This window comes from Mycobacteroides sp. CBMA 271, from assembly GCF_009729205.1.
Classification (GTDB): Bacteria; Actinomycetota; Actinomycetes; order Mycobacteriales; family Mycobacteriaceae; genus Mycobacterium.
In genome coordinates, this window is record NZ_VTHB01000001.1 from 263,901 (window position 1) to 279,124 (window position 15,224).

A 15,224-nucleotide genomic window follows, 5' to 3' on the forward strand; every position below is an offset into this window, starting at 1 on the left:
AGAGCGCGTGAAGAATTCCCACAGCGAATTGGCGACAAATTCACAGAATTGGCCAGGCATTCATGGATGCGTACTTACCAAATCTCGGAACAAACACATTATTTAGCCGTTGACACGCGCGGCCACTAATGAACGCTAAATCTCCCGGTAACGGCCCCAATGCACGGCGTCCTCCAGGGGGCGCCCGCTGCGCCAGCCGAACCGCTCCAGATCGGGCCGCTCGGCGAATTCACGCACCGGCCCAACGCACAGCCAGGCGATCGGCCGGATATACGTTGGCGCGTCGATCAATTCGGCGAGGAACTGCTCCTCGTAGAAGGACACCCAGCCGACACCGATCCCCTCGGCGACCGCGGCGAGCCACAGGTTCTGGATCGCCAGCACCGCCGAGAACAGGCCCGCGTCGGCGACGGTGTGCCGGCCCAGAATATGCGGGCCACCCCGCCCGTGATCGTAGGTGACCACCACACCGGTGCCGCTCTCGCGAATGCCTTCAATCTTGATGGGGTCGAAAGTGTTTCGGCGCTCCACCGGGAGGCTGTCGGCGAATCTTTGGCGCTGCTCGGAGACATGTGTCGCGAAGCGATCCAGAGTTTGAGTCTCGCGCACCACCACGAAGTCCCAGGGCTGACTGTTCCCGACGCTGGGCGCGCGATGCGCGGCCTGTAGCAGCTTCATCAACGTCGTGTCGTCGACCACCTGCCCGGTGAACTCGGCGCGCACATCTCGGCGGGTGGCAATGGCCTCGTAGATATCCATCACAGCGCATCCGCGTCAGCATCGATGAGGTCGCTGACCTTGCGCGTCAATTCGGTTGCCGTACGCGCCCATTCGGGAGTTGCCCCGGCGAGCCCACACCCGGCGCTGACGCCGATCTTCTCGCGCAGCACCGCGCGCGAAAAGCCGAGCTTGTCGGCAAGTCCGGCGGTCCGGGTCGCCAGCACATCGGCAGACATCGGCACGGACGGTGCGGTAGCGGGAATCATCCCGAGCACCGCGGCCTTACCGGTATCCAACACCGAGGCCAAACCGTCAAGGGCCTGCGCGTCTGTCAGGTACTCGGCATCCACCGCAATCCCGCTGATGTTGGCCCTGCGCAACACTTCCCAGGGCAGATCGGCGGCGCAGCAATGCACCAGCAGTTCACCGCCCACCGCGGCGGCACAGAGATCCAGAAGGCTGATGGCCGTAGCGATGTCGACCGGGTGTACCGGTGAGAACATGCTGGTTCCGGACAGCCTGCCGTCCAGCGCGGCGGGCAGGGACGGTTCATCGAGCTGCACCACCACGGGAACGCCTAGCCGGCGAGACAGCGTGGCCCGATGCAGGGCGAGGCCCTCGGCCAATGAGGACGCCAGGTCCCGCACCGCGCCGGGGTCGGTGATTGCGCGATGGCCGTTGGGCAGTTCCAGCTGTGCCGCAAGCGTTATCGGGCCGGGGCCCTGCACCTTCACCGTGCGATCGCTGCCTCGATGCCCGCCGCGTTCCCATTCTTCTTCGAGAGCATCAATGTCCTCGTCCAGGAATCCGCGTGCCCGCCGGACCACCATGCCGGGACGGGCTGTGGTCCGGTATCCGGTGGGTGCCACGTCGACGGCGATATCAATCAGCAACGCAGCGGCCCGCCCGATCAGATCGGCGCCCACCCCGCGCGCGGGCAATTCGACGATATGCGGCAGTGGAAGCTCCGCAGCCACAATCTCGGTCGCGGCACGCACCTGCACGCCCGGCCACGACCCGACGCCCGTTCCTTTAGACCACATGCTCACGAACAAGAACGTTAGGCGGTGTGTGCCAGCAGATCTTCGATCGGCCCCTTGGCGAAGTAGAGGACGAACAGTGCCGCCACCACATACAGCAGCGGATGCACGGAACGAAGTCGCGCCCCGCGCTCCCCCGATGCGATCGCCAAAACCACCCAGCTGATGAATCCAACACCGATGCCATTGGCGATCGAGTAGGTAAACGGCATGGTCACCACCGTCAGGAAGCTGGGCAACGCGTAGTCGAACCGGGTCAGATCGATGCTGCGGAGCTGGCCGATCATCATGGCGCCCACCACCACCAGCGCCGGCGCCGCGGCCTCCAGCGGGACCACCGAACACAGCGGGGTGAAGAACATGGCCGCCAGGAACAGCACACCGGTGACCACATTGGCCAGTCCGGTGCGAGCACCCTCGGCGATACCCGAGGCCGACTCGACGAACACCGTGTTAGAGGAGGATGACGACGCACCGCCGACGATTGCGCCGACTCCTTCCACCGTCAGTGCTCGGCCGATGCCCGGCAGCGTGCCGTGTGCGTCGGCCAGACCGGCCTCCTTACCCAGACCGGTCATGGTCCCCATCGCGTCGAAGAAGTTCGACAGCACCAACGCAAACACCAGGACCGTCGCCGAGAGCACACCCACCCGGGTGAACGCGCCGAACAGATCCACCTGCCCGAGCAGGCTCAGATCCGGCAGTCCCCCCGCCGACGACGGCCAGTCGGGCACAGTGAGATTCCATCCCTTGGTATCGACGGGTTGCGCGCCACGTTCGGTCAGCGCCTGCGCGATCATGGAAATCCCAGTCATCACGACAATTCCGATAAGCAGTCCGCCACGAACCTTGCGCACCACCAGGATTCCCATCAGCAGCACGCCGGTCGCGAAAATCAACGTCGGAATGGTGGCCACCGAATTGTCGATGCCCAACCCCACCGGCACCGTGGTGTTCGCGGCGTCGGGGATCCGCCGCACGAACCCGGCGTCGACGAAGCCGATGAACGCGATGAAGCAGCCGATGCCCGCGGCGATCGCCGCTTTTAGCTCGTCGGGAATGGCATGGAACACCGCCGTGCGGAACCCCGAGATACCCAGCGCCACGATGATCAGACCGTCGACGATCACCAATCCCATGGCCTCGGGCCAGCTCATCTGGGACGCGAACGACACCGCGAGCAGACTGTTGATGCCCAGACCCGCGGCGAGCGCGAACGGATAATTCGCGATCAGTCCGAACAGGATCGACATCACCCCGGCGGCCAGGGCGGTAACCGCCGCTACCTGCCCCACCGGCAGCACGTGGCCCAACACGTCTGCGTTGTGCGTCCGTCCTGGCTCCCCACCGATGATGAGCGGATTGAGCACCACGATGTAGGCCATCGCGAAGAACGTGACGATCCCGCCGCGAACCTCCTGCCCCAGCGTCGACTGCCGCTCGGAGATCCGGAACATCCGCTCCAGGAGGCCATTCATAGCCGTTGAACGTACAGGCCCTGAACGCCGGTCGCGCGCCGCCGTAACGGCAACGTGGGCAAACAGCGATACGCCGTTCAGTACCATTGATCAAGCCTCATCACGGCGACCGGGGAGAAGAGGATCACATGCAGGTCTTTGCGACCGCCACGAAGGCACTAGCGACGGTCGTCGGCCTCGCCACGATGGCGACGGCCGCAGTGGTCGGCTCGGCGATGGCGTCCGCCGAACCGAGCTCGGGTGCGCAGCTGGTCGCCATCGGAGATTCATTCATGGCCGCTGGGTCAACGGCCGCCGGCATCACGGGGCCCGTCGGCACCGCGTGTAATCAAGCCACCGACGACGTCGCACACCTGGTGGCCTCCTCGTTCCCGCAGATGACGTTCGCCGACTACTCGTGCGTGGGCGCGCTCTCCACTGACGTCTTCACGCCGTCTACCCGCGGTCCGCAGACCGCGGGTCTGTCCCCCGCCACCAAGGTGGCGGTCGTGTCCATCGGCGGTAACGACGCTGGATTCGAACAGATGGCGACCGACTGCCTGTTCGCGCTGAGCTGCCCGCCGGAGAAGAAGGCGCAATTCAGCGCCAATGTGGCCTCGGTGGGCGCGAAGCTGACCGGCGCATATGCGGCGATCCGCCAGGCGGCACCCAATGCGCGCGTGTTCACCGTCGGCTATCTGCCGATCCTGCCGGCCAACGCAACCGGATGTTTGGTGGGGTTGATCAACAGCCAGGAAACGATCACCTTCCTCAACGGCCTGCAGCGCCAGCTGAACAGCACCATCATCTCCGAATCCAACAGAGCGGGATTCACCCCGGTCATCCCGGATACCAGCAGCGACCACAGCGTGTGTGCGGCCGACTTTCAGCGGTACGTGTCGATGACCGGTACCGGAGCCGGCGATGAGGGCATTCCGATGCATCCGACCGCGCCGGGACGTCAGTACGTGGCCGAGCGGGTCGCGATTGCCATGCGCTCCGCCGGGGTCTAGGCGGACACCGAGAACGCCTTCGTCATCTGGTTCATGTCGAAGTAGTCACGCCACGCACGAATCTTGCCGTCGACGATCTCGAAGGTTCAGAACTACCGCGTGATGATCGCACTGCCGAGCACCTCGTCGCCCTCGGCATCGGGCCGGTACAGCACCACGGTCTGCCCGGGGGCCACACCGCGCAAGGCGGTGCGCAGCCGGACCTGAATCCGGTCGGCCCCGGGCTCCACCACCGCGTCGACCACCGATCCGTGGGCGCGCACCTGAACCTGACATTCGACGGGCCCGATTGGAGTCTCACCGGAGGTCCACACCACCGGCTCACCCCCGAATTCCCAAACCTCAAGATCCTCAACGGTTCCCACCCGCACGGTGGCCGTCTCGGCATCGATCGACGTGACGTACCGAGGGCGACCGTCCGCGGCGGGCCCCACCAGTCCGAGCCCCTTGCGCTGGCCGATGGTGAACTCGTGCACACCCGCATGGGTGGCCAGCACACTGCCGTCGGTGTCCACCACGTTCCCGCGACGCACCCCGATGCGCGCCCCGAGGAAGGCCTGGGTGTCTCCCGAGGGGATGAAGCAGATGTCATGGCTGTCGGGCTTGTTCGCAACGAGCAGACCGCGCTGCTCGGCCTCGGCCCGAATGTCGGGCTTAGGGCTATCTCCGATGGGAAACAGCGCCCGGCTCAACTGATCCGACGTCAGCACTCCGAGCACGTAGGACTGGTCCTTGTCCTCGTCGACCGCGCGGCGCAGCCTGCCGCCCTGAAGGCGCGCGTAGTGGCCGGTGGCCACCGCATCAAAGCCCAGGGCAATAGCGCGGTCGGCCAGCGCAGAGAACTTGATCGTCTCGTTGCACTTCACGCACGGATTGGGGGTGCGCCCCTCGGCGTAGGCCTCGACGAAGTCGTCGATGACCTCTTCCTTGAATCGATCGGCGAAATCCCAGACGTAGAACGGGATTTCGAGCATGTCGGCGACGCGGCGCGCATCGGCGGCATCCTCCTTAGAACAGCAGCCCCGGGATCCCGTGCGCAGCGTGCCGGGCGCGGCCGACAACGCCAGGTGTACACCGACCACGTCGTGCCCCGCATCCACCATGCGCGCGGCGGCCACCGAGGAGTCCACTCCCCCGCTCATGGCGGCAAGCACTCTCATGACCGGCTCCCGGCACTGGCGAGCGCGGCGGCCCGCGCACGGGGCACCGCGGCGTGCAGGGCCTCGACCGCACGCTCCACATCCGAGGACACGGAGGTGTGACCGAAGGTGAAACGCAGCGATCCGCGCGCCACTTCGGGGGCGATGCCCATTTCGATGAGCACGTGCGAAGGCCGCGCGACGCCCGCCGTGCAGGCCGAGCCCGTGGAGCACTCGATACCGTTGGCGTCCAACAACATCAGCAGCGAGTCGCCCTCGCAGCCCGCGAAGGTGAAATGCGCGTTCCCGGGCAATCTGCCGCTACCCGGCGCACCGTTGAGAGTGGAACCCTCTATTTCGGACAGCACCCGGTCAATCAAAAGGTCTCGCAGCATCGCCAGCTCGGCGGAACGCTCGCACCGATTCGCGACGGCCCCGGCAAGTGCGGTCGCCATGGCCACAATCGCAGCGGTATCCGGCGTCCCAGAACGGATATCACGCTCGTGTCCACCACCGTGCAGTAGTGGGACACAAGCGGTTTCGCGGCGAAGCAGCAGTGCGCCGACGCCCATGGGGCCACCGAACTTGTGTGCGGCGACGCTCATCGCGGAGACTCCACTGACGGCAAAACTGATTTCGAGTTGACCGACCGCCCCAATGGCATCGCTGTGCATGGGAATATCGAACTCGGCTGCAATGGCGGCCAATTCACAGATCGGGTTAATGGTGCCGACCTCGTTGTTGGCCCACATCACCGTGATGAGCGCTACGTCGTCATGCTCTGTGAGGGCCGCGCGCAGTGCCGCGGGCGTGACGGTGCCGTTGTCGTCTACCGGCAGCCACGTCACCTCGGCCCCCTCGTGGTCGACGAGCCACTGCACGGCGTCAAGCACGGCGTGATGTTCGACGGCACTGGAGATGACGCGTCTACGCCGTGCGTCCGCGTCGCGACGTGCCCAGTAGATGCCCTTGATGGCGAGGTTATCGCTCTCGGTGCCGCCGGCGGTGAAGATCACCTCCGAGGGCCGGGCGCCCAGGGCCGCGGCGATGGACTCGCGCGATTCCTCCACCCGCCGCCGCGCGTCCCGCCCTGACCCGTGCAGCGAGGCGGCGTTACCGGTCAGTGCCATGGTGGCGGCCATCGCCTCGATGGCAGCGGGGCGCATCGGGGTGGTGGCGGCGTGGTCCAGGTAGACCGGTCGGGTCATATCGCATCTAGCATGCCCTCTGATGCGATTTCGGTGCAATTTAGGGGGGACACCGCGCGCTGTCCTTCGCCAATGCACCGAACCACAAAGTTTGCTAAGCAGCGATGGGTTCCGGGCGCTCAGGGTGGCTGTGTAGGTGCGGAGTGCGCTCACCGGCCCGCACAGCAGCCTCGCAGCGACTGGCCAGTTCGCGGCGGCTCTCTCCGGGCAACTGCAGCCCGGCGACCTGGACATGTGCGACGGTCATCCTGGTGGCAGTGAGCCGGCGGATCGACGCCATCAGGGTGTCCTCGCCGACATAGGCCGGAACGGTCGACAGCGCGCCGTTCCGGTCCAGGTAGGTCAGCCGCAACGGTTGGACCGGGCGCTGGGCATCGATCGCGGCCTGGAACATCGCGGGACGAAATGACCCGTAGGCGCGGCCACACCAGGTGGTGCCTTCGGGGAACGCCACCACCGTCTGACCGGCCGCCAGCCGAGAAGCGACGGTGTCCACCACCCGCGGCAGCGTGCGCAGATTCCCGCGCTCGATGGGGATGACGCGCATCATGCGGGCGATGACGCCAAGCCCGGGCCAGTCGATGAGATCCGCCCGGGCAACGAACGAACCCGGAAGCACGGCGCCGATCACGAAGACGTCGACCCAGGACACGTGGCCCGCCACCACCAAGGAACCGCGGATATCGCGGATCGGGCCACCCGAGACCGAGATCCGCACGCCGAGGCAGCGCAGCATCAGCCGGCAGTACCCGCGCTGCCACCGCACCCGCCCGGGAAGCGGTATTCCCAGCAGTGGCGCAAGCGTCAACATCGTGATCGCCATGACAATCCGGGCCGTGGTGCGCAGCGTTCGCGTCACCCGGCCGGGCTCGTCGATGGGGTTGGCCCGCATGCAGCTGTCGTCACAGGTTGCCTTCGGCAACCAGGCGTGAGCGTATTCGGGTGCCATCGCTACTCCTGGCCGGCCACCGCGTTGGTTGCCGCCCCGACGGATCTCAGCCGCTTGAGGTAGCGCACGTCTGCCTGGTCCTTGCTCAGCAACGCCATGAAGTCGGCGACACCGAAATCCGGGTCATGTGCCGGCTCTCCGAGGATCTTGGCGCCCAGTCGCAGGTATCCCCGCATCAAAGCGGGCACCTCCACCCTTACGGGCGGCTCGATGTCGTCCAACCCCATTCCGTCGACGAACACGGGGTTGTAGGGGCGCACGGTGTACTCCGGGGCCGCGGCGTGCCGCTTCATGACGAAGTCGCGCACCGCACGCACCTGGCTGCCCGGGGCCTGTTCGGGGTTGTCCTGCATAGGCACCGAGACGCATCCGGTGACGTACTGGTAGTCGCAGCGGTCAAGGTAGGCCAGGATTCCTGCCCACATCAGCAGCACCACCGCACCGTTGCGGTGATCGTTTCGCACCACCGCGCGGCCCATCTCCACCAGCTGAGGACGCAACGAATCAAGTCCGCTGATCTCGAATTCCGTTGCGCTGTAAAGCCCTCCGGCAGCAATTGCGCCGGGCGGGGGCAGCATCCGGTAGCAGCCCACCACATCACCGGAGGTGTCCTCGCGCACCAACAGGTGATCGCAGTGCTCGTCGAAACGGTCGGCGTCGCGTCCCTCGAACGCGGCCGGCGTGCTGGCAAGCTGGAATCCCGGCTCGCTGCTGAACACGTCATATCGAAGCCGCTGCACGGCATCGATATCGGCGGGATCGTTTGACAGCAACAGGGTGTACCTGGGCGCACTTACGTCACCCGTTGTCTCTGGCGTGGATTGATCTGCGGCGATGAGAACTGATGCGGTACTCATGACTGCGAGATTCGCGGAGTTATGCGGCGGAACGGCATCGGAAGCGTGTCGTGTCCATGCACGATCCGTTAATTACGGCGTTCAGTACGCCAAATACGTGCTTGCGGAACGGGATCAGAAAAGCAAACGCAGCGCTAACGCAAGCTACGCGTGCACCCGCTGGCTGGCCCGCTGTGCAAGCTCGCTCCCGTCAACCACGTCAGCATCGGCTCGCCGGCCTGCACATCATGGTGACCCAATCGGGAGATCGCAGCCCAGTTGTTCATCGGCACACCGTCGAATGGCACCTGCGCAACCGGCACTAGGCGGGCACGCGCGATCGCACGTCGTTCGCGACCTTCTGCAGCGTGTCCCCCATCTCGGGTGGACCGGTGATCATCGCCACCGCCAATGTGTCGCGTCCGCCGCCGGGCACGGAGGCGAAGGCGCACGTCATCGCGATACGGACCACTCGCTGCCCGTTGCCGAGGGTGCCGGTGACCCGAGCGTAGAACGTGACGTCGTCGACGGGTCTCCAGAACTTTGCGTCGACCGGCAGTTTTGACCGCACCGCATCCTGCGCAGGCTGCGCACACCCATCGGAACACCTGCTCGTGCCGAACGAGCCAGCGGGACCGTTCTTGTCGGCGCTGTCCGCGCAGATGACCCGTGAATCCAGCGGCTGGTCTTCGGCGTGTACGCAGTCCCACTGCGCGGGCACGGTGAAGGCGAACGGAACGTATTTGGGCATCGAGATCTGTCGAGCCTTATCGCCCGGTCCAAAGGTGGGTCCGCCGAGCGGCCCCTGAGCCCCGTTGGGAGGTCGGACGACCGGCGTCGTCGGTGTGGTCGCTGACGTCTGGCTCGACGTCCTCGGGGTCTCGCCCGACGGCATGACGGGCATGCCGGTGATGCTGCGACTGGATCCGACGATGATGACGGTCGCCACCAACCCGACGATGAGCAGCCCCATAAACACCGAAAGGACTATCCAGGGCACTCGACTCGGTGGTCGAGGCGCTGGATAGTCCTGCGGTGCGGGATAGCCCTCAGGCGAACCACCCCAGGTTTGCATGGAGTCTTAGCCCTTGCGAGCCTTCACGGCCTCGGTGAGCTGCGGTGCGACATTGAACAGGTCGCCCACGACGCCGAAGTCGGCGATCTCGAAAATGGGGGCTTCCTCGTCCTTGTTGACCGCAACGATGGTCTTCGAGGTCTGCATGCCGGCCCGGTGCTGGATGGCACCGGAGATGCCCAGGGCAACGTACAGCTGCGGCGACACGGTCTTACCCGTCTGGCCCACCTGGAACTGACCCGGGTAGTAACCCGAGTCGACCGCGGCACGCGAGGCACCGACGGCGGCACCGAGCGAATCGGCGAGCTCCTCGACAACGCTGAACTTCTCGGCACTACCGACACCGCGACCGCCGGACACGACGATGTTGGCCTCGGTCAGTTCCGGACGGTCACCTCCGACGATCGGCTGGCGCGAGGTGACCTTGGTGGCGTTCTCGGCAGGAGCGGGCACCTCGACGGCGACCTGCTCGCCCGCACCCGCGGCGGGGGCGGCCTCTACGGCACCCGGCCGAACGGTGATGACCGGGGCATCGCCGTTGGCCTGGGCCTCGACGCTGAACGCGCCACCGAAGATTGAATGCAGACCCTTGCCACCCTCACGTACCTCGACCACATCGGTCAGCAGACCTGAGCCCAGGCGCGCGGCCAAGCGTCCGGCCACCTCCTTGCCCTCGGTGGTCGCGGCAATCAGGATGCCGGCGGGGCTGGCGGTCTCAGTCAACGCAGCCAGGATGTCGACCTTGGGGGTGACTAAGTAGCTATCGACGACATCGGACTCGGCGACGTAGATCTTGGAGGCGCCGGCCTCTTTGAGACCGTCGATCAGCGGCGCAGCGGTACCGGCCGGGCCGGCCACCACGGCCGAGGGCTCACCCAGGACACGGGCGGCGGTGATGAGCTCGGCGCTCACCTTCTTCAGCGCACCCTCTGAATGCTCAACGAGCACAAGTACTTCAGCCATAACTTTGCTTTCTCGTTTCTGTATTAAAGGGTCTTAGATGATTTTTTGGCCAACCAGGAACTCGGCGACCTTGGTGCCGGCCTCGCCCTCGTCGGTGATCTTCTCGCCCGCGGTCTTAGCAGCCTTGGGGGTCGAGGACAGGACGGTCGAACCAGCGTTCGCGACACCCACCTCTTCAGCGTCCACGCCGATCTCGGCGAGGGTCAGCACGGCGACTTCCTTCTTCTTGGCGGCCATGATGCCCTTGAAGGAGGGGAATCGGGGCTCGTTGATCTTCTCGGTGACGCTGACGATGGCCGGCAGGGTGGCCTCGACCTCGAACACGCCCTCGTCGGTCTCGCGCTCGCCCTTGACAACGCCGCCCTCGACGGTCAGCTTGCGCAGATGCGTCAGCTGCGGCAGGCCCAGGTACTCGGCGATGATCGCGGGGATGGCACCCGAACGACCGTCGGTGGCCTCGTTACCGGCGATGACCAGTTCGACACCCTCAACCTGTCCCAGCGCGCGGGCCAGTGCCCAACCGGTCTGGATGGCGTCGGATCCGTGCAGATTCGGGTCCAGCAGGTGCACTGCCTTGTCGGCACCCATGGACAGCGCCTTGCGGATGGCCTCGGCGGCCTTCTCTGGGCCGGCCGTCACGACGGTCACGACAGAGTCGCCACCCTCACGCTCCTTGATGAGCAGCGCTTCCTCGACGGCACGCTCGTTGATCTCGTCGAGCACCGCATCGGCGGCCTCCCGGTCGAGCGTGAAGTCACCGTCGGTGAGCTTGCGCTCTGACCAGGTGTCTGGGACCTGCTTGATCAGGACCGCGATATTCGTCATGAGTCTCCGATCGTCCTTCCTCTTCGCTGTCTATTAACTGCTAGCTTGACGCTTCTGTCCGCACCCACGCGGTGTACGTCGCGGCCAGACGCAATAGTCACGTTTATCGTGACGAACCCGGCCAACGATATTACTTACGGGTAACATACGGAGTTCGCCCGTTCACCATAGCCGGTTCACCCCTGGTTTCCGGTCTGTGATCTGGGCCACCAGTATTAAGACACGGCGTTCACCCGATAGCCTGCCAAACGATGAACTCGCACCTGACCGACCCGCACCCGGCTGATCCTCTTCGCGCAAGCGACTCATCGGCCGAAGACCCGGACGCCGCCCTGGCGCTAACCGGGGAGCGGACCGTGCCCGGAATCGCCGAGGAGAACTACTGGTTCCGCCGGCACGAGGTGGTGTACGAGCGTCTCCGCGGCCTTTGCGCCGGCCACAAGGTCCTGGAGGCCGGCAGTGGCGAGGGCTACGGCGCGAACATGCTGGCCGAGGTCGCCGAACACGTCATCGGGCTCGACTACGACGAGTCGGCAATCAACCATGTGAAGGCCCGCTATCCGCGGGTGGACATGCGTGCCGGCAATCTCGCGGACCTGCCACTTACCGAGGGGTCGGTGGACGTGGTGGTGAACTTCCAGGTAATCGAGCACCTGTGGGATCAGGGCCAGTTCATTCGCGAGTGCGCCCGCGTGCTCAGCCCCGGAGGCTCACTGCTGATCAGCACGCCGAACCGGATCACCTTCTCCCCCGGGCGCGACACCCCCCTGAATCCATTCCACACCCGCGAGCTGAATGCCGCCGAACTCACCGAACTCCTCGTCGAGAACGGGTTCAATGTCGACGGCGTTTACGGTGTCTTTCATGGGCCGCGGCTGCGGGAGCTCGACGCCAAGTACGGCGGCTCGATCATCGACGCTCAGATCGAGCGCGCGGTCGCCAACGCACCTTGGCCGGAAGACCTGCTCGCGGACATCGCGGGGTTGACCACCGAGGATTTCGAGATCGTCGACGCGGGGGAACGCGACATTGACCAGAGTCTGGATCTGGTTGCCATTGCGGTGATTCCGTGACGGAAAGTCGTGCTGTTCCTGGGCTTTTCACGATGGTGCTGCATACGCACCTACCGTGGCTTGCCAACCACGGGCGCTGGCCCGTCGGCGAAGAATGGCTGTACCAATCCTGGTCGGCGGCGTATCTGCCACTGTTCAAGGTGCTGCGGACACTGGCGGCCGAGGGCCGGGAAAACCTGATCACCCTGGGCATCACTCCCGTGGTGGCTGCACAGCTGGACGATCCGCACTGCCTGACCGGGCTGCACAGCTGGCTGGCCAACTGGCAGCTACGCGCCTTCGAGGCCTCGACCATCGGCAGTACTGATGCCGAGCCGGGCACCGCATCCAGCCCGGAAATGTTGCGGGCCTTCGGTGTTCATGAGTATCGCACTGCCACCACTGCCCTCTACGAATTCGATACGTATTGGCGCCACGGCGGCAGCGGTCCTCTGCGCGGCCTAATCGACGCGAAAGCCATTGAACTACTAGGCGGCCCGCTGGCGCATCCGTTCCAGCCGCTGCTACACCCCCGCCTGCGTGAGTTCGCCTTGCGTGAGGGACTGGCCGATGCCGCACAGCGGTTCGGACATGCCCCCACCGGCATCTGGGCACCCGAATGTGCCTATGCCCCAGGCATGGAAGAAGGCTACGCGGCGGCCGGGGTCAATCACTTCATGGTGGACGGCCCGTCACTGCAGGGCGACACGTCTCTGGGCCGCCCGGTGGGCGACACCGATGTGGTCGCGTTCGGCCGCGACCTGTCGGTGAGTTATCGCGTGTGGTCGCCGAAGTCGGGATATCCGGGCCATGCCGCATACCGCGACTTCCACACCTACGACCACGACACCGGCCTCAAGCCGGCCCGTGTCACCGGGCGCAACGTGTCGTCAGAAGCCAAGGCGCCGTACGAACCCGAGCGTGCCGATGCGGCCATCGACGTCCACGTCCGCGATTTCGTGGATACCGTCCGCCAGCGCCTCATCGCCGAGTCCGATCGCATAGGGCGCCCCGCGCATGTCATCGCCGCATTCGATACCGAGCTATTCGGGCACTGGTGGTACGAGGGGCCCACGTGGCTTGAACGCGTACTGCGCGCGTTGCCCGAGGCCGGCATCCAGGTGGGCACCCTGGAGCAGGCCCGCGAACAGGGTTTTGTGGGCAAGCCCTTCGACCTACCCGCCAGCTCATGGGGTTCGGGCAAGGATTGGCATGTCTGGAACGGCGAGAAAGTTGCCGACCTCGTCCAGCTGAACAACGAGGTGGTCGACACGGCACTGACCGCCGTAGACAAGGCGCTGGATGAACAGCCCGCGCCGCACACCCGCAATCGGGTGGCCGATCAGATCCTGCGCGAGGCACTGTTGACCGTGTCGAGTGACTGGCCGTTCATGGTCAGCAAGGATTCGGCTGCCGACTATGCACGCTACCGCGCGCATCTGCATGCCCACGCCACCCGAGAGATCGCCGCAGCGCTGGCCAGCGGGCGCGACGACGCGGCAGTACGGTTGGCGGACGGTTGGAATCGCGCGGATGGACTGTTCGGCGCACTGGATGCCAGGAGGCTTCCGCGATGAGGAACATGCCTTCATCGCCGACACGCCGCCCGACGGCAAACTTGTGCGATACGAACTCACCACGACACAGCGTGTCGGCCAAGGAGATGACGACCCGATGAGAATTCTGATGGTCTCGTGGGAGTACCCACCGGTGGTGATCGGCGGGCTCGGTCGGCATGTGCATCATCTGTCCACCGAGCTGGCGGCGGCTGGGCACGACGTCGTGGTGCTCACGCGGCGCCCGTCCGGTACCGACCCGGCGAGCCACCCCACCTCCGACGAGATTTCCGAAGGCGTCCGCGTGGTTGCCGCCGCCGAGGATCCGCACGACTTCGACTTCGGCACCGACATGATGGCGTGGACACTGGCCATGGGCCATGCGATGGTACGCGCCGGATTGGCCTTGGGCCTCAAGGGATCCGGCGATTGGCGCCCCGACGTGGTCCACGCCCACGACTGGCTGGTGGCACATCCGGCGATCACATTGGCCGAGCACTTCGACGTACCGCTGGTTTCGACATTGCACGCCACCGAGGCAGGCCGGCACAGCGGCTGGGTATCAGGCCGCATCAGCCGCCAGGTGCACTCGGTGGAGTGGTGGCTGGCCCGCGAGTCGGACTCGTTGATCACCTGCTCGGCCTCCATGCTCGATGAAGTGTCGGAGCTGTTCGGTTCCGAACTGCCGCAGATTCACGTCATCCGCAACGGAATCGACGTCACCCGTTGGGTATTCGCACCAAGGCAGACCCCCGATGGGTCCCCACCCGTCCTGCTCTTCGTGGGACGGCTCGAATACGAGAAGGGTATCCACGACGCCATCGCGGCACTGCCCAAGATCCGCCGCGCTCACCCCGGCACCGTGCTGGCGGTCGCCGGTGATGGAACACAACAGGATTGGCTCCTCGAACAGGCGCGTAAGCATAAGGTCGTCAAGTCCGTCCAATTCCTGGGCAACCTGGACCACGAGGAATTGCTCCACTGGCTACATCATGCCAACGCCATCTTGCTACCCAGTCACTATGAGCCGTTCGGGATCGTGGCGCTGGAAGCCGCGGCCGCGGGCACTCCCCTGGTGACATCCACCGTGGGCGGACTGGGCGAGGCCGTCATCGATGGCGAGACCGGATTGTCCTTCGACCCACGCGATGTCGCGGGTATCGCGGATGCGGTCAAGCGCACTCTCGACGACCCGCAGGCCGCCGCCGAGCGCGCCGTAGCGGCCCGCGCGCGACTCACCTCGGACTTCGATTGGGCCACCGTTGCCGACGAAACAGCGCAGGTGTACCTCGCGGCGAAGCGCCGCGAACGGGAACCCTTGGGCCGCAGCGTCATCGTCGAACGTCCGCTGCCGGATCGGTAGAGAGGCCGCACCGTGGTAGATGCGACGG

The 15,224-nt window shown here is 65.6% G+C and carries 15 protein-coding genes; 4 read left to right on the top strand and 11 right to left on the bottom strand.

All coding sequences use genetic code 11. The features are described from left to right. Positions 1–135 precede the first annotated feature (135 nt). Genes bluB through FZI91_RS01270 form a run of 3 tightly spaced genes read right to left on the bottom strand, consistent with a single transcriptional unit; the run spans position 136 to position 3,238 of the window. Positions 136–759 (bottom strand): 5,6-dimethylbenzimidazole synthase, encoded by a 624-nt coding sequence (gene bluB, locus FZI91_RS01260; protein WP_155936901.1) that lies wholly within the window; start codon positions 757–759, stop codon positions 136–138. Then, positions 759–1,763 carry a methionine synthase gene (locus FZI91_RS01265; RefSeq protein WP_155937674.1) on the bottom strand — a complete coding sequence of 335 codons (1,005 nt, stop codon included), beginning with the start codon at positions 1,761–1,763 and terminating at the stop codon, positions 759–761. The genes bluB and FZI91_RS01265 overlap by 1 nt, the downstream gene beginning before the upstream one ends. A gap of 17 nt (positions 1,764–1,780) precedes the next feature. Then, positions 1,781–3,238, bottom strand: coding sequence for an NCS2 family permease (locus FZI91_RS01270; protein ID WP_155936902.1), 1,458 nt, complete (start codon positions 3,236–3,238; stop codon positions 1,781–1,783). 128 nt (positions 3,239–3,366) lie between these two features. Here FZI91_RS01270 and FZI91_RS01275 point away from each other — a divergent pair, with 128 nt between their 5' ends. Further along, entirely contained in the window at positions 3,367–4,230 is an 864-nt protein-coding gene (locus FZI91_RS01275) for an SGNH/GDSL hydrolase family protein (protein ID WP_155936903.1), read from the top strand. Here the strand turns inward: FZI91_RS01275 and FZI91_RS24170 are convergent. From FZI91_RS24170 to FZI91_RS01315, 8 genes are all read right to left on the bottom strand, one after another. Beyond that, on the bottom strand, positions 4,227–4,307 hold the full coding sequence (locus FZI91_RS24170) for a limonene-1,2-epoxide hydrolase family protein (RefSeq protein ID WP_309224191.1): 81 nt from the start codon (positions 4,305–4,307) through the stop codon (positions 4,227–4,229). The two genes, FZI91_RS01275 and FZI91_RS24170, sit on opposite strands and share 4 nt — an antisense overlap. A gap of 15 nt (positions 4,308–4,322) precedes the next feature. Next, the gene (gene mnmA / locus FZI91_RS01285) at positions 4,323–5,390 is read right to left on the bottom strand and encodes a tRNA 2-thiouridine(34) synthase MnmA (RefSeq protein ID WP_155936904.1); all 1,068 of its coding nucleotides are present in this window, start codon (positions 5,388–5,390) and stop codon (positions 4,323–4,325) included. Next, positions 5,387–6,577 (bottom strand): cysteine desulfurase family protein, encoded by a 1,191-nt coding sequence (locus FZI91_RS01290; protein WP_155936905.1) that lies wholly within the window; start codon positions 6,575–6,577, stop codon positions 5,387–5,389. The genes mnmA and FZI91_RS01290 overlap by 4 nt, the downstream gene beginning before the upstream one ends. A 94-nt stretch (positions 6,578–6,671) precedes the next feature. After that, on the bottom strand, positions 6,672–7,526 hold the full coding sequence (locus FZI91_RS01295) for a 1-acyl-sn-glycerol-3-phosphate acyltransferase (protein ID WP_155936906.1): 855 nt from the start codon (positions 7,524–7,526) through the stop codon (positions 6,672–6,674). 2 nt (positions 7,527–7,528) lie between these two features. Next, on the bottom strand, positions 7,529–8,383 hold the full coding sequence (locus FZI91_RS01300) for a GNAT family N-acetyltransferase (RefSeq protein WP_155936907.1): 855 nt from the start codon (positions 8,381–8,383) through the stop codon (positions 7,529–7,531). A 301-nt stretch (positions 8,384–8,684) separates the two neighbouring features. Beyond that, positions 8,685–9,362, bottom strand: coding sequence for a hypothetical protein (locus FZI91_RS01305; RefSeq protein WP_162526601.1), 678 nt, complete (start codon positions 9,360–9,362; stop codon positions 8,685–8,687). An 81-nt stretch (positions 9,363–9,443) separates the two neighbouring features. Continuing rightward, positions 9,444–10,400: an electron transfer flavoprotein subunit alpha/FixB family protein gene (locus tag FZI91_RS01310; RefSeq protein ID WP_155936909.1), complete on the bottom strand. Its 957-nt coding sequence runs from the start codon at positions 10,398–10,400 to the stop codon at positions 9,444–9,446. Between the two features lie 33 nt (positions 10,401–10,433). Beyond that, positions 10,434–11,225, bottom strand: a complete 792-nt coding sequence (locus FZI91_RS01315; RefSeq protein WP_155936910.1) for an electron transfer flavoprotein subunit beta/FixA family protein — start codon at positions 11,223–11,225, stop codon at positions 10,434–10,436. Positions 11,226–11,476: 251 nt separating this feature from the next. Here FZI91_RS01315 and FZI91_RS01320 point away from each other — a divergent pair, with 251 nt between their 5' ends. From FZI91_RS01320 to FZI91_RS01330, 3 genes are all read left to right on the top strand, one after another. Then, complete coding sequence (locus tag FZI91_RS01320; RefSeq protein WP_155936911.1) at positions 11,477–12,298, top strand: bifunctional 2-polyprenyl-6-hydroxyphenol methylase/3-demethylubiquinol 3-O-methyltransferase UbiG; 822 nt, start codon at positions 11,477–11,479, stop codon at positions 12,296–12,298. A gap of 32 nt (positions 12,299–12,330) precedes the next feature. Next, the gene (locus tag FZI91_RS01325) at positions 12,331–13,854 is read left to right on the top strand and encodes a glycoside hydrolase family 57 protein (protein WP_155937675.1); all 1,524 of its coding nucleotides are present in this window, start codon (positions 12,331–12,333) and stop codon (positions 13,852–13,854) included. Positions 13,855–13,951: 97 nt separating this feature from the next. After that, the gene (locus FZI91_RS01330; RefSeq protein WP_155937676.1) at positions 13,952–15,196 is read left to right on the top strand and encodes a glycosyltransferase family 4 protein; all 1,245 of its coding nucleotides are present in this window, start codon (positions 13,952–13,954) and stop codon (positions 15,194–15,196) included. The last annotated feature ends 28 nt before the right edge of the window (positions 15,197–15,224 follow it).

Bases quoted from the DNA above. Each gene is read 5' to 3' on its own strand.
- FZI91_RS01320 (WP_155936911.1), top strand. From the start codon at position 11,477: ATGAACTCGCACCTGACCGACCCGCACCCGGCTGATCCTCTTCGCGCA.
- FZI91_RS01275 (WP_155936903.1), top strand. From the start codon at position 3,367: ATGCAGGTCTTTGCGACCGCCACGAAGGCACTAGCGACGGTCGTCGGC.
- FZI91_RS01290 (WP_155936905.1), bottom strand. From the start codon at position 6,577: ATGACCCGACCGGTCTACCTGGACCACGCCGCCACCACCCCGATGCGC.
- FZI91_RS01270 (WP_155936902.1), bottom strand. From the start codon at position 3,238: ATGAATGGCCTCCTGGAGCGGATGTTCCGGATCTCCGAGCGGCAGTCG.
- FZI91_RS01325 (WP_155937675.1), top strand. From the start codon at position 12,331: ATGGTGCTGCATACGCACCTACCGTGGCTTGCCAACCACGGGCGCTGG.
- FZI91_RS01310 (WP_155936909.1), bottom strand. From the start codon at position 10,400: ATGGCTGAAGTACTTGTGCTCGTTGAGCATTCAGAGGGTGCGCTGAAG.
- bluB (WP_155936901.1), bottom strand. From the start codon at position 759: ATGGATATCTACGAGGCCATTGCCACCCGCCGAGATGTGCGCGCCGAG.
- FZI91_RS01300 (WP_155936907.1), bottom strand. From the start codon at position 8,383: ATGAGTACCGCATCAGTTCTCATCGCCGCAGATCAATCCACGCCAGAG.
- FZI91_RS01295 (WP_155936906.1), bottom strand. From the start codon at position 7,526: ATGGCACCCGAATACGCTCACGCCTGGTTGCCGAAGGCAACCTGTGAC.
- mnmA (WP_155936904.1), bottom strand. From the start codon at position 5,390: ATGAGAGTGCTTGCCGCCATGAGCGGGGGAGTGGACTCCTCGGTGGCC.
- FZI91_RS01265 (WP_155937674.1), bottom strand. From the start codon at position 1,763: ATGTGGTCTAAAGGAACGGGCGTCGGGTCGTGGCCGGGCGTGCAGGTG.
- FZI91_RS01315 (WP_155936910.1), bottom strand. From the start codon at position 11,225: ATGACGAATATCGCGGTCCTGATCAAGCAGGTCCCAGACACCTGGTCA.
- FZI91_RS01330 (WP_155937676.1), top strand. From the start codon at position 13,952: ATGAGAATTCTGATGGTCTCGTGGGAGTACCCACCGGTGGTGATCGGC.